Source organism: Kitasatospora sp. NPDC093550 (assembly GCF_044764985.1).
GTDB lineage: Bacteria > Actinomycetota > Actinomycetes > Streptomycetales > Streptomycetaceae > Kitasatospora.
The window spans coordinates 17,821-30,855 of the sequence record NZ_JBIWJF010000052.1; the positions used below are offsets into that span (position 1 = coordinate 17,821).

A 13,035-nucleotide genomic window follows, 5' to 3' on the forward strand; every position below is an offset into this window, starting at 1 on the left:
CCCGGGGGCGTACTGCTCGGGGTCGTGCTGAACGGGTTCGCACGGATCGGGGTCGTGCTGAACGGGCCCGGGCTCGTGCCGCTCGCGGCGGCGGGTGTCGCGGTCATGGGTCGAGCATGGTGGGCCGGAACCGTGTAGCACTAGCGATGAATTCTGAAGGAGACACTTTAGGATCGCTGCATGATGGATCTGGGGCGCCTGCGGGCGCTGCACGCGGTGGCGGTGCACGGCTCGGTCGGCGGCGCGGCGGCCGCGCTCGGGTTCACGCCCTCGGCGGTCTCGCAGCAGATCGCCAAGCTGGAGCGGGAGACCCGGACGGTGCTGCTGGAGCGGCAGGGCCGGGGCGTGGTGCTGACCGACGCGGCGCGCGAGCTGGCCGTGACCGCGCAGACCGTGCTGGGGCTGGTGGAGCGGGCCGAGGTGCGGCTGGAGGAGCAGCGCGGCCAGGCGGTCGGACGGCTGCTGGTGGCCGCGTTCGCGTCCGGCGCGCGCGGGCTGATGCCCGGGGTGCTGGCCGACCTGCGGCAGCGCTGCCCGGAGCTGGACGTACGGCTGCTGGAGCGCGATCCGTACCCGGCGGCCGAGCTGGTGGCCCGGGGCGAGGTGGACCTGGCGCTGGTGCAGGACTGGCCGACCGTACCGCTGCCGGTGCAGGAGGGGCTGTCCCGGATGGAGCTCGGGACGGACCCGGTGGACCTGCTGCTGCCCGCCGACGACGAGCTGGCCGCGCTCGACCCGGTGCCGGTGGGGCGACTGTGCGGGCAGCGCTGGATCAGCGTGCCGCCGGGCAACATCTGTCACGACTGGCTGGTGCGCACCCTGCGGGAGGCGGGTGAGGAGCCGGACGTGCGCTACCAGGTCGGCGAGTTCGAGACGCAGATCGCGCTGGTCGCGGCCGGCCTCGGGATGGGCCTGGTGCCGAAGCTCGGCCGGGGACCGCTACCGCCCGGCGTGGCGGCCCGCCGGGTGACGCCCGAGCCGAGCCGGCGGGTCTACGCGCTCTGGCGTTCCCAGGCCTCCCGGCGACCGGCCATCACCGAGGCGCTGGCGTCGATGCGGGAGTGCTGGGGGCGGCTGTAGGACCGGGGCGGGCCCGGTTCCCGGCCGCTGCCGGGCGGCCGAGGTCGGGCCGCCCCCCTCACTTGGCGAAGCCGATCACCAGCCACATGAACCCGACCCCGGCGACGGTGCACAGCAAGGTGCTGCGCGAGGGGTGCGGGCTGTGCGCCTCGGGGAGGATGTCGGAGGTCGCCAGGTAGAGCAGGAAGCCGGAGAAGAAGCCCAGGTAGAGGCCGAGCAGGTGCTCCGGGATGGTGAACGCCAGGGTGATCGCGGCGCCGGAGACCGGGGCCAGCGCGTCCGCCGCCAACAGGGTCAGCGCCCGTCGGCGGTTGTTCCCGTACAGCCGGGTGATCGTGTACGTGTTGAAGCCGTCGGCGAAGTCGTGGGCGACCACCGCGATGGCCACCACGGTGCCGACCGTGGTGCCGGCCTGGAAGGCGGCGCCGATCGCGAAGCCGTCCATCACGCTGTGCCCGACCAGCGCGAGCGCGGCGGTCAGCCCGACGCCCTGGTGCCCGGCCGTGTGGGTGTGCCCGTGGCGGTGGCCGCCGTGGGTGTGCTCGGCGTACTCGCCCTCGTGGCCGCGGTGGATGGCGACCGCGCGTTCGACCACGTGGATGGTGAGGAAGCCGGCCGCGAACATCAGCAGCGCCTGCGGCACGCCGTGCACCTCGTCCGGTGCCTGGTGGATAGCCTCGGGCAGCAGGTCGAAGGCGACCACGCCGAGCATCAGTCCGGCGGCGAAGCCGAGCACCAGGTGGCGGCGGTCGCCGGTGCGCTGGGCGACGAAGCCGCCGATCAGCGTCATCAGGAAGGCCCCGGCGGCGACCAGGATGGCGGTCATCGGGCCGGCTCCGCCGCCGGGGCGGCCGCATCGCCCGTGCCGCCGTGTGGTGTGCTGCCCATTCCTCTCCCCCTGGGGTCCGCCCGTCTCCGGGCCGACCGCCGACCGTACCGGACGGCCGTTCGACGACTGTCGACGGGGTGCCGGGCGCGACCGGGGGCCCGTTCTCCAGCCTCGGTCCGGGCGTGGCGGGACGCCCGCCGGATGGGCCGTCGGGGTGATTCGCGGGGTGGGGGCCGTCAGCGGCCGGCGGCGAGCGGCAGCCCGAGGTGGGTGCGGGCGAGTTCCCGGACGCCGTCGCCGTCGACCAGGTGGATGTGCCGGTGGGTCTCCTCGGCGGTGAGGTCCAGGGCCTCGTCGGTGAAGCGGCCGGTGGTCAGGCGCAGACCGCGCTCGGCGGCCTCCTCGCCGACCGCCTCGGCCAGCGTGGCGATCTGCTCCGCGGTGACCGGCTCGGCGCCCCGGGAGGCCCAGACCACCCAGCGCCCCGGCAGCGCACTGCCGGGGGCGCCCTCCCCGGTCGCGACCAGGCCGGCCGGACCGCGCAGCCGTACGCTCCACTCGGCGAGCCCGCCCCGGGTGAGCAGGTCCCGCACCAACTGGGCGAACTCGTTGGCGGACAGGTCGGGCGCGGCCGGCACCGCGGCCCCGGTCTGGGCTGCCGGCTGCACCGCCACCCGGCCGTACGGGTCCGGGGTCACGGCGGCGCCCAGCTGGCGCAGCCGGACCAGGGCCTCGTCCTGCTCGGCGTCGGCGTAGACGCCCTCGTCGTCGCGCTCCTCGTACGGGGTCTCCGGCGGCAGCAGCCGGGTACGGGCCAGCGCGTCGCGGTCGGCGTCCACGCTGACCAGGCAGAGCGGCTCGGCCGCGCCGGGCTCGCGCAGCCAGCCGTTGAGGACGACCCCGGCGAGTATCTCCTCGGTGTCGACGGCGTCGGCGGCCTGCAGCGCGCGCAGCGCCAGCCGGGCGACCAGCCGCAGGTAGTCGGTGGCCCGGTCGGCCGGCGGGCGCGGCACCGGGACGATGTCGCCGTCGGGCGCGAGCCGGTAACCGGTGAGCGACGGCACCAGGTCGAGCGGCGGCAGGTCGAGGTCCAGGACGGCGGTGCGGGTGAGCGGGCGGAACACCGCCCGGCAGGGGGCGGGCAGGTCCTGGGTCGCGGTCTCGGCGGCGGCCAGCGCCCGCTCCAGCAGGGACTCCACGGCGGCCGGCTCGGCCAGCCGGTAGGCCCGTCGGCACTCCTCCAGGCTCTCGTTGTACTCGCGCACGGCGCGGGCGCGGGCCTCCTCGGCCGCCGCGTGGGCGCGCCGGGACTCGTCGACGGCCGGGCTGCCGGCCTCGGCCCGGCGGGTGCGCCACTCCCGCAGGGCGCGCTGGTGGGCGAGCCGGGCCCGGGCCAGTTCGCGCTGGTAGCCGGAGTCGAGCAGGCGGCGGGACGGACCGCCGTCGGGATCCGCGACGGCCGGCTCGGCGGGCGCGAAGTCCTCCCAGCGGGGCTCCGCGCCGTCCACCGCGTCGGAACCGTCGGCCGGGTAGGGGCGGGGCTCGTAGTGGCGCAGCTGGCTCTCGAAGTCCATCGCCGAGACGGGCAGGGCGGCCCGCCGCAGCAGGTCGGCCAAGCGGTCGTGCTCGGCCCGCACGGTGACGGTGCGGTGGTGGGTCAGGGCGGCGGCCCGGGCGTGCGCGGCGACGGCCTCCTCCGGGTCGGCCAGGCCGGCGCCGACCGAGCCGGGGTCGGGGCCGTCGGAACCGGTGGTGGCCGGGCCGGCGCTGTCGGAACCGGTGGTGGCCGGGCCGGCGCCACCGTGCTCGATGGCGCCCACCCGTACGCCGGCCGCGTCGCCGGGCGCGGCCGGCCCCGGGACGGACGGGCCGTCACCGGCGGTTCCCCCGGCCGCCCCGGAGGGGGAACCGCCGGTGACGGCACCGTCCGGATCCGGCTCCGGGGACTCCTCGACGCCCAGGTCGCGGAACACCGAGGCGAGGAAGCCCGGTTGGGGGAACCGAACGGTGGCGGCGCCGTCGGACCGGCCGTCTGCTGAGTGCTGCATCGGTCGTCGTTCCCCCATGCTCGTCCGGCGCCTGCCCGGGGCGGTCGACGAACCCGCGGACCCACCCCTGCCGGACATTGTCCACCGAACGGGCGCAGCGGTCAGCCAAGCCGGTCAGTTGGTCCGGGTGTTGGTCAGGTGCAGACCGATGTAGCCGACGTAGATCCGGCCACTGCCCGAGCAGTCGTCCAGGTAGTGCAGCCGGGGTGCGGTGCGCCCGCCGCCGATCCTCAGGTGCGCGCCCATGAACGCGCGCCGGGAGGCGTCCACGCATTCGGGCACCGGCAGCATCCGTTCGCGCTTCCACTTGGTGTGGCTGAACACCGTCCTGGACTCGCCGCGCACGGCCTTGCGGGGCGGGAAGCGGTGACAGCCCTCGGGGGTGTGCTCGCACCACTGCTTGAAGTCCCCGCCGGCCGTGCCGCGCACGGCCGCCTCCGCGTACTCCTGAAGGGCGGTCAGACCGTCCCAGGCGAGCCGGGCCCAGCCGGCGCCGGTGCGCCGGAGTTCGTCCAGGGCGAGCGCGGTCTTCTGGTCCCCGGTGAAGGTCAGCAGCGGGAACTCGCCCAGTCGGGCCATGAGTTCGGTGAAGGACTCGGGCTTGCCGCAGCGGTCGGCGGCCGGGGCGGCAGCGTGCTGCCCGAAGGCCGGTCCGACGCCCGACGTGGTGCAGTGGCGGCCGGTCAGGGCGCGGGCCCCGGAACGGAGGCGGCCCTCGCGGACCTCCCGCGGGTCGTGGCCCTCCCGGTTCTGGCTCCGCTCGCGGCGGTCGTGGCGCTCCAGGCGCAGGGTGCGCCGGACCCGCTCCAGTTCGTCGGCCCTGGCCTGCTGCTCGGCGCGGTCCTGCTGCTCCTCCAGCGCGAGCTCGGCCAGTTCGACCCGTTCGGCGTGGTCGGATCGCGCGGCGCGGGCGGCGGGTTCGGCCCGGACGACAGGGTGCCCGGCGGCCCGGCGGAGCTGGGCCGGCGGGACGCGCAGCACCGGGACGGCCGCCAGCGGCGGCGGCAGCGGCTGGTCGGCGGCGAGCCGGCGCGGCTCACGGGCGAGCAGCGCGGCGGCGCGCCGCAGGTCCTGTTCTATTCGGCTCCGGGCGAGCACCGGATGTCGCGCGCCGTCCGTGCGGGAGGCCGGGTCGACCTCGGGCAGGTAGGTGCGGACCGCCCCGCCGTAGACGGTGTGGTACTCCAGCGCGACGTTGAACGCCGTCCGGGCGCCGGGATCCAGCACGTAGGCGGTGGCGAGCCCGGGCAGCTGGTGGCAGAGCGGACCGACCACGTCCTCGACCCAGCCCTCCAGCGGGAGGTTCACCGGGACGCTGGCGACCACCGTGGGCATGCGGCGCTCCGGATCGCACAGCTCGTCGATCAGGCCGTCCACCTCGTCGGCGGTGATCACCCGGGGCACGGGGTGGACGGCGGCCGGGCCGTCGCCGGCGTCGAGCAGCGGCAGGAGCGAGCGGGTGAGCTCGGGCACCGGCACCCGGCAGGGCGTCCGCACACCGCTGCCGGTGCTGTGCGTCTCGGCCTCCAGCCGGACCCAGGTCCGGCCGTCGGCCGCGGTGGCGACGGTGAGCGTGAGTTGCTGGGTGCCGTGCGGGGCCGGGGTGCGCAGGCGGCGGCGGTCGTAGCGGCCGGTGTCCGGACCGCCGCGCAGGGGGCCGTGGTCCCGGTCGAGCAGGACGCGCTCACCCAGGCGGAGCCGCTCGGCCGGATCGGGGGCGGCCGGCGACCCGGCTCGGCTGCGGGCGGCTGGCGTGGGCTCCTCGTAGCCCTCCCGTTTCAGCCAGGAGGCGAGGTGTTCGTCGGCCAGGGCGACGGCGTCGGCGTGCGGGAGGGCCGTGGTGACGGTCATCCGGTAGGGCGTCGCGGGACCGCGCGGGCCGGGGAGGTCGGCACCGGTGTGCGAGCGGGGGTGGCTCTGGGCCGGGCGGTTCGGGGTCGTGCGGTCTGGAGTCGAACGGTCTGAGGTCATGCGCGTACCTCCGTGGTGCGGGGTGGGGTCCTGTGTCCTCCATCGATGGGTTTCGTCCGGTTCCGCCGGATCCTTGCCCAGGAAACGCCACGGCCCGGAGCGGAAGTTCCAACTCCGGCGCATGACCCTACGTTCGGGTGAATCTGTTCAAGCCGTCTTCCGCGTGGCGGGGGCCTCGGCTACGCAGGACGGCCCGTACCGGGCCCCGAGGACGGCCCGTACCCGCCGCCCGCCCGGGCCGACCGGAGCCCGCTCAGATCCCCGCGGGCGGGGCGGAGCCGCGGCTCCAGGCGGGTTCCGCGACCGGCACCGCCAGCGGGCAGCCGATCGGCGCGGCGTAGTGCGCGATCAGTACCACGGGTTCGGCCCCGAGGTTGCGCCCGACGTGGACGTGGACCGGTCCCGCCTCCTCGACCAGGGAGTCGCCCGCGCGGCTGACCTCGACCCGGCCGTCGTGCAGGGTCCGGGTGAGCGTCCCGGAGAGCACCACCACCTCGACCCGGCCAGGGTGGTAGTGCCAGCCCGTGCCGGCGCCCGGCGGCAGGGTGATGGTCCGGACCACGGGCATCGCGACGGCTTCCTGGGGGCGTCCTGAGGCGGCCGGACGTCTCCGTGCCGACGGCCGGTTCAGGCTAGGCGGGCTGTCGGCGGACCGGAACGGGCGGTGCCGAGGTGGCCGGATGTGTGTCCGGAACCCGGCCGGCCGACGGCGCCCGTCCCGGCGCCTCCGCTCAGACCGGGACCTCGACGTAGGTGCGGCCGGCCGGGACCGCCGTCGCGGTGCCCCCGGTCGCCTCGGCCAGCCAGGTGTGGAAGGCCGCCACGTCGGGCTCCGGCACCCCCACCTCGATCCGCACCCCGGCCGCCTCGTAGGCCAGGTCGCTCACCGTGTACCCGGCCGCCCGCAGGTCGTTCTCCACCCGCCCGGCCCGCACGTGGTCCGCCGTCACCGCGAGCAGTGCGACCGGCCGCCGTTCCAGCAGGCCGATCTCGTCCACCGCCTCCGAGACCGCGTTCCCGTACGCCCGCACCAGGCCGCCGGCGCCGAGCTTGATCCCGCCGAAGTACCTGGTCACCACGGCGACGGTGTCCGTCAGGCCGCGGCGGCGCAGCACCTCCAGCATGGGGACGCCGGCCGTGCCACCGGGCTCGCCGTCGTCGCTGGAGCGCTCGCGGCGCTGCTCGTCGCCGACCACGAAGGCGGTGCAGTTGTGCCGGGCGTCCCAGTACTGCTTGCGGATGCCGGCGATGAAGGCCTGTGCCTCGTCCTCGTCGGCGACCCGGCCGAGGTGGCAGATGAACCGGGACTTCTTGACCTCGATCTCGTGGCTGCCGGCCCGCCGGATGGTGAGGTACGGCCTGGTGGTGGGCTCCGGCGTGGCGGACATGACGCGGTGGTTCTCCCGGGGGCGGCGAAGGCTGGCGGCGCGCGCCCCGGGCACCGGGGCGGCACCGCCAGCCTAGTTGGCGCCGGTGGGCGGATCGACGGAGCGGAGGGGGATCGGCAGGCCACCGTGACGTAGCAGGGCCGGCGGGTCCGGCGTCCCGGGGGCTGGGCTCCGGGGTCAGCGACCGGCGAGGGTGTCCAGCCGCTCGCGGTCCAGGCCGGTCAGCGCGGTGACCTCGGCGAGGTCGACGGCGCCGCAGTCCAGGCCGCGCAGCAGGTAGCCGCTGAGCGCCCGGGCGGTGGCCGGCTCGTCCATCACGTCGCCGCCCGCCTTGGCGACGTACGCGGCCAGCCGGGCGGCGGCAGCGGCCAGGCCCTCGCGGTAGAAGGAGTACACGGCGACGTACCGGGTCGGCAGGTGCGCCGGGTGCATGTCCCAGCCCTGGTAGTAGGCGCGGGCCAGCGACCGGCGGACCAGGTCGTGGTGGAGCTTCCAGGCGGCGTGCACCTGTTCGGTGGAGCCGGTCGGGATGACGTTGGTCGACCCGTCGGAGAGCCGGACCCCGGTGCCGGCCGCGGCCACCTGCATGACGGCCTTGGCGTGGTCGGCGGCCGGGTGGTCCATGCTCTGGTGGGCCGCGCTGACGCCGCAGGCCGCGCTGTAGTCGAAGGTGCCGTAGTGCAGGCCGGTGGCGCGGCCCTCGGCGGCCTCGATCATCCGGGCGACGGTGGCCCGGCCGTCCGGGCCGAGGATGGCCTGGGTGGTCTCGATCTGGATCTCGAAGCCGATCCGGCCGGCGGGCAGCCCGGCCCGGCGCTCGAAGTCCTCCAGCAGCCGGACCAGTGCGGTGACCTGCTCGGCGTAGGTCACCTTGGGCAGGGTCAGGACCAGGCCCTCCGGCAGACCGCCACCGGCCAGCAGGGTGGCCAGGAACAGCTCCAGGGTGCGGATGCCGCGGGCGCGGACCGGCGCCTCCATGCACTTGATCCGGATGCCGATGTACGGCGGGGCGCTGCCCTCGGCCACGGCCGCGGTGACCAGCTCGGCGGCGCGGCGGGCGGCCGCGTCCTCCTCGGCGTCGGGGCGGGGGCCGTAGCCGTCCTCGAAGTCGATCCGCAGGTCCTCGATCGGCTCGCGCTCCAGCTTGGCGCGGACCCGGGCGTGCACGTCGGCGAGCAGTTCGTCGTCGGCGACGCCGAGGGCGCGGGCCAGTTCGGCGGGTGTACCGGCGTGGGTGTCGAAGGCCTCCAGGGCCTGGCGGCCCCACTCCCGTACGGTGTCGGCGGCGAAGGCGTCGGCCGGGACGTAGACGGTGTGCACCGGCTGCCTGGTCCCGGACTCGCCCGGGTAGCGGCGCGCCAGATCGGCGTCGACCGGGGCGAGCAGCGCCTCCACGGCGTCCCGGGCGGCGGCGGAGAAGGAGGGCCCGCCCGTCGGCCCGCTACCGTCGACCTCGACCTGCGACATCCCGCACTCCTCCACGCCGAACCAAGGCTTCAACAATTTGTTGAGGTGAAGGTAGCTCCGGCCCGGTCGGGCGTCAATGCCCGACCGAGCGCTGGACGGCGGCGCGTCCGGACGGCCCCGGTCGGGTCAGTCCCTCCCGGCGGCGGCGTAGCGGTCCCGCAGCTCCGGGAAGAGCTCGGCGACCTCCTTGGGGTGGACCGAGCCGTCGGCCCCCTTGCCAGTGACGCCGTACTCCCTGGTCAGCCAGTCGGCGAGGCGCTGCGGATCCGGCTGGTGGCCGTGGTTGTCCATGTACGTGACCAGCGCCTCGTAGGCGAGGTCCGGGTCGAGGCGCGAGGGCGCCGGGCGGAGCTCCGAGGGCTCGGCTTGGGCGGGCTCCTCGGCCGGGACCGGCTGCTCGGAGCTCGCGGGCCGCCCCTGCTGCGGGGCCGACTGGGGCTGCTGCTGGTGCTGCGGCTCGACCGGCTGCTCCGCCTGCTGCGGGGCGGCCGGCCCCTGGGTCTGCGGCCGGGACACGGGGGCCTGGCCGGCGGCGGCAACGGGGGCGGGGGCACCGGCGGGCTCGTCGGCGAGCGGGCGCGGGGGCTTGAACCAGGGCGAGGCCTGGCCGGGCACCCGCCCGGCGGGGGCGGCGTCGGCCGGGTGGCCGGTGGTGCGGACCGGGCGTTCGGTCCACACGTTCAGCTCCTCCCGGGGCGGCTGCGGAACGGCGGCCGCCACCTCCTCCGGCTCGTGGGCGGCGCGCAGCCGGACGGCCGCCAACTTCGCCAGCATGGGCGCGGCCACCTCGGCGGGCAGCGGCGCGACGGCGGGGGCGGAATCGGCCTGCGCCGCTCCGGGCTGGGACTGGGGCTGGGGCTGGGGCTGGGGCTGCAGGACCTGCTGGGGCTGGATCTGCTGGGCCGGCGGTGCCTGCTGGATCTGCGGAGCCTGCCGCGGGCCGGCCTGGCCGGGCTGCGCGGCGGCCGCCGGGACCGCGGCCGCTGCCGGGGCGATCGCGGGGGTGCGCCCCTCCTGGAGGTCCAGCTCTCCCGACTTCTGCCCCGCCAGGGCCTCCTTGGCTTCGCGCTCGCGTCCCTCGTCGTCCAGGCGGTCGAGCAACGCCGGGTCCAGCGGCACGCCGAACTTCGCCAGCTTGAGCGGCAGCAGCGCCTGGATCGGTGCCGAGCGGCGCCAGCCCCGGCCGTAGCGGAAGCGCAGCTGCGCCCGGTAGACCAGGCGGTTCTGCTCCAGCCGGATGACCTCGTCGTAGGAGCGGAGCTCCCAGAGCTTCATCCGCCGCCAGAGCCGGAACGTCGGCACCGGCGACAGGAGCCAGCGCATCACCCGGACCGATTCCATGTGACGGTCCGCCGTGATCGCCGCGATCCGGCCGACCGCGTGGCGGGAGGCCTCGACCACGACGACGAACAGCACCGGGATGACGGCGTGCATCCCCATGCCGAGCGGGTCGCCCCAGGAGGCGGCGGCGTTGAAGGCGATGGTGGCGACGGTCAGCAGCCAGGCGGTCTGCCGCAGCATCGGAAAGGGGATCCGCAGCCAGGTCAGCACCAGGTCGAGCGCGAGGAGCACGACGATGCCCGCGTCGACGCCGATCGGGAAGGCGTAGGAGAAGGCACCGAAACCTTTCTCCTGGGCCAGCTCGCGCACCGCGTTGTACGAGCCCGCGAAACCGATGCCCGAGATGATGCAGGCGCCGGCCGCGACCAGGCCGAGCAGGCCACGATGGGCCTTGGTGAGCGTTGGGCGTGCCATTACGTCTATCAACCCCTGGATGTCGGCTGCGGCCGTACGCTGCCTCGACTGCCGGGTCCCGCTTGTCGGGCCGCCGGACGTCGAGCGACCTCCGGGCTCGGCCCACCGGAGTTTACTCGTACACCTGTTTAAGCGTTCCCGCAGCCTGGGGTGTCACGGCACGGGGCGCCCCAGTCAGCCGTGCCGAGCGCGGCGAGCGGGCGCTCGGGACCGGCCGGGCCGTCAGCGAGCTTGCCCCGCCGTGCCGTTGAGGTAGGTCAGCACCGCCAGCACCCGGCGGTTGGCGTCCTCGGCCGGGGCGAGTTCGAGCTTGGTGAAGATGTTGGCGATGTGCTTGGCCACCGCGCCGTCGCTCACCGAGAGACGGGCGGCGATCGCCGAGTTGGAACAGCCCTCGGCCATCAGTTCCAGCACCTCGCGCTCGCGCGGGGACAGCCGCAGCAGCGGCCCCGGCCGGCGTGAGGTGGTCTGCATCAGCTTGGCGATCACGTCCGGGTCCATCGCCGTCCCGCCCGCCGCCACCCGGCGGACCGCGTCGATGAACTGCCCCGCGTTGAACACCCGGTCCTTCAGCAGATAACCGATCCCACCCGTGCCATCGGCCAGCAACTCCCGCGCGTACAGCTGCTGGACGTGCTGCGACAGCACCAGGACGGGAAGGCCCTGGATCTCCCGGCGGGCCTTGAGAGCGGCCTGCAGACCCTCGTCGGTGAGCGTCGGCGGCAGCCGGACGTCGACCACGGCCACGTCCGGCCGGTGGGTCAGCAGCGCCTCCAGCAGCTCGGGCCCGGTCTCCACCGCGGCGACGACGGTGAAACCGTGCGCCTCCAGCAGCCTGATCAGGCCTTCGCGAAGGAGGTAGAGGTCCTCGGCGAGGACAACTCGCACGGCAACTCCAAGGTGATGGTGGTGGGACCGCCCGACGTGCTGTCGATGGCGAGGACACCGTCGAAGGTACCCAATCGCTTCTCGATACCGCGCAGGCCGGTCCCCCGCGAGGGATCGGCCACGCCCACGCCGTCGTCCGTCACCGTGACCCGCAGGAAGCCGGCCCGGTACAGGATGTCCACCCACACCTGGTCCGCCCCCGAGTGCTTGGCCGCGTTGGCGAGCAGCTCGCAGATGCTGAAGTACACGGCCGCCTCCACCGGGGCCGGCGGCCGGTCCGGCAGGCTCACGCACACCTCGGTCGGCAGCGCGTTGTCCAGCGCCAGCGCGCGGACGGCGTCGCCCAGTCCGCGCTCGGCGAGCACCGGCGGGTGGATGCCGCGGACCAGGTCCCGCAGCTCCTGCAGGGCCCGCGCGGACGACTGCCGGGCTTCCGCGAGGAGCTCCCGCGCGGCGGCCTGGTCGGTGTCCAACAGGTGCTCGATGGTGCCCAGCGTCATCCCGATCGCGACCAGCCGCGCCTGCGCGCCGTCGTGCAGGTCCCGCTCGATCCGCCGCAGCTCGGCCGCCTGGCTGCCCGCCGCGTCCGCCCGCGTCTCGGTCAACTCGGCCACCCGCCTGGTCAGCTGGGCGTGCGAGGCCCGACCGTCCTGGTCCAGCACCCGGCGGGCCACCTCCGCGTACACGCGCACCGCGAACGGTGCCACGAGTATCCCGACGGCGGCCAGGGCGACCCCGAGCGCGATGCCCAGCAGGACCGACTCCCTGTGCCCGCTCAGCGGGCCGAACCCGGCGTCGAGTACCGGCCCCGTCAGGGCGGAGGCGACACCCAGCACCAGCAGGGCTCCCACCGGGAAGGCCAGGGCCAGCACCAGGAACGGGTTCACCAGCAGCCACGCGAGCTCGGCCCGGGTGGTCCGGTCCCGCAGACCCCAGTGGACCAGCTGCGCGTACTTCGCCACCGTCCGGGAGCGGTGGTAGGAGTACCCCGTCCACCAGTGCCCGCGGTTGTCCAACTCCAGCCCCGGCCGCGGTCCGTACACCGCCGGCAGCCGGATCCCGAACCAACGGTCCAGCTGCCCCCGCGTGCGCTGCGCGGTGTGCCGGACATTGGCGGCGGCAACCATCAGGCCAGCGGCCATGGCCACCACGAGGGCGAAGTACACCTGCAGGTCGTAGGCCTCCAGGAACTGGGAGGTCACCGCTCCCGAGACGATCGCGGCCCCCAGCGGCAGCACCGTGCCCGGCACCGCGGTCAACCCCACCACGGCCAACCGCCCCAGGCCCTCGCCGCCGGCCACGAAGGCCGCCTGGGCCTGAGCACGTACGGACGTGCCGTTCGTGCGACTCGCTGTTGTCACGGGGAGCTCCTGATGCCGGTACCGATCGTTCTCCATCAGTGTTCACGACGCGTCCGCCACCCACACTGGCCATGGCACCCCAAATCCGGGGTGGACCTAGCACCACCTGCTGGTGGTCGGAGCAACACCAGCCCCAGTGGGTTGGGTTGATCTGGAAATGCGAAGAACCCCCATCCGGTGACCGGATGGGGGTTCTTCGTGAATGATTGTTCGGCGGCGTCCTACTCTCCCACAGGGTCCCCCCTGCA

The 13,035-nt window shown here is 75.1% G+C and carries 10 protein-coding genes; 1 reads left to right on the forward strand and 9 read right to left on the reverse strand.

Annotated features, from left to right (window positions below):
- Positions 1 to 180 precede the first annotated feature (180 nt).
- A complete protein-coding gene (locus ACIRD3_RS39245) occupies positions 181 to 1,080 on the forward strand; it encodes a LysR family transcriptional regulator (protein WP_402226622.1) in 900 nt (299 codons plus the stop codon).
- Positions 1,081 to 1,138: 58 nt separating this feature from the next.
- Here ACIRD3_RS39245 and ACIRD3_RS39250 read toward each other — a convergent pair whose 3' ends face one another.
- The 9 genes from ACIRD3_RS39250 to ACIRD3_RS39290 all read right to left on the reverse strand — a co-directional run bounded on the left by ACIRD3_RS39250 (position 1,139) and on the right by ACIRD3_RS39290 (position 12,787).
- Complete coding sequence (locus tag ACIRD3_RS39250) at positions 1,139 to 1,906, reverse strand: ZIP family metal transporter (protein ID WP_402226625.1); 768 nt, start codon at positions 1,904 to 1,906, stop codon at positions 1,139 to 1,141.
- Between the two features lie 239 nt (positions 1,907 to 2,145).
- The gene (locus ACIRD3_RS39255; protein WP_402226626.1) at positions 2,146 to 3,957 is read right to left on the reverse strand and encodes a restriction endonuclease; all 1,812 of its coding nucleotides are present in this window, start codon (positions 3,955 to 3,957) and stop codon (positions 2,146 to 2,148) included.
- A 114-nt stretch (positions 3,958 to 4,071) separates the two neighbouring features.
- Positions 4,072 to 5,928 carry a hypothetical protein gene (locus tag ACIRD3_RS39260; RefSeq protein WP_402226629.1) on the reverse strand — a complete coding sequence of 619 codons (1,857 nt, stop codon included), beginning with the start codon at positions 5,926 to 5,928 and terminating at the stop codon, positions 4,072 to 4,074.
- Positions 5,929 to 6,181: 253 nt separating this feature from the next.
- Entirely contained in the window at positions 6,182 to 6,496 is a 315-nt protein-coding gene (locus ACIRD3_RS39265; protein ID WP_402226630.1) for a cupin domain-containing protein, read from the reverse strand.
- Between the two features lie 163 nt (positions 6,497 to 6,659).
- A complete protein-coding gene (locus tag ACIRD3_RS39270) occupies positions 6,660 to 7,316 on the reverse strand; it encodes a YigZ family protein (protein WP_402226633.1) in 657 nt (218 codons plus the stop codon).
- 177 nt (positions 7,317 to 7,493) lie between these two features.
- Positions 7,494 to 8,783: a DUF6986 family protein gene (locus ACIRD3_RS39275; RefSeq protein WP_402226635.1), complete on the reverse strand. Its 1,290-nt coding sequence runs from the start codon at positions 8,781 to 8,783 to the stop codon at positions 7,494 to 7,496.
- Between the two features lie 126 nt (positions 8,784 to 8,909).
- Positions 8,910 to 10,538: a DUF2637 domain-containing protein gene (locus ACIRD3_RS39280; RefSeq protein WP_402226637.1), complete on the reverse strand. Its 1,629-nt coding sequence runs from the start codon at positions 10,536 to 10,538 to the stop codon at positions 8,910 to 8,912.
- A gap of 222 nt (positions 10,539 to 10,760) precedes the next feature.
- Entirely contained in the window at positions 10,761 to 11,426 is a 666-nt protein-coding gene (locus ACIRD3_RS39285) for a LuxR C-terminal-related transcriptional regulator (protein WP_402226639.1), read from the reverse strand.
- Positions 11,378 to 12,787, reverse strand: a complete 1,410-nt coding sequence (locus tag ACIRD3_RS39290; RefSeq protein ID WP_402226642.1) for a sensor histidine kinase — start codon at positions 12,785 to 12,787, stop codon at positions 11,378 to 11,380. The genes ACIRD3_RS39285 and ACIRD3_RS39290 overlap by 49 nt, the downstream gene beginning before the upstream one ends.
- Positions 12,788 to 13,035 lie beyond the last annotated feature (248 nt).

What these genes read in the sequence shown, in the direction of transcription:
- ACIRD3_RS39245 (WP_402226622.1), top strand. Translation starts at nt 181, where the DNA reads ATGATGGATCTGGGGCGCCTGCGGGCGCTGCACGCGGTGGCGGTGCAC.
- ACIRD3_RS39250 (WP_402226625.1), bottom strand. Translation starts at nt 1,906, where the DNA reads ATGACCGCCATCCTGGTCGCCGCCGGGGCCTTCCTGATGACGCTGATC.
- ACIRD3_RS39255 (WP_402226626.1), bottom strand. Translation starts at nt 3,957, where the DNA reads ATGCAGCACTCAGCAGACGGCCGGTCCGACGGCGCCGCCACCGTTCGG.
- ACIRD3_RS39260 (WP_402226629.1), bottom strand. Translation starts at nt 5,928, where the DNA reads ATGACCTCAGACCGTTCGACTCCAGACCGCACGACCCCGAACCGCCCG.
- ACIRD3_RS39265 (WP_402226630.1), bottom strand. Translation starts at nt 6,496, where the DNA reads ATGCCCGTGGTCCGGACCATCACCCTGCCGCCGGGCGCCGGCACGGGC.
- ACIRD3_RS39270 (WP_402226633.1), bottom strand. Translation starts at nt 7,316, where the DNA reads ATGTCCGCCACGCCGGAGCCCACCACCAGGCCGTACCTCACCATCCGG.
- ACIRD3_RS39275 (WP_402226635.1), bottom strand. Translation starts at nt 8,783, where the DNA reads ATGTCGCAGGTCGAGGTCGACGGTAGCGGGCCGACGGGCGGGCCCTCC.
- ACIRD3_RS39280 (WP_402226637.1), bottom strand. Translation starts at nt 10,538, where the DNA reads ATGGCACGCCCAACGCTCACCAAGGCCCATCGTGGCCTGCTCGGCCTG.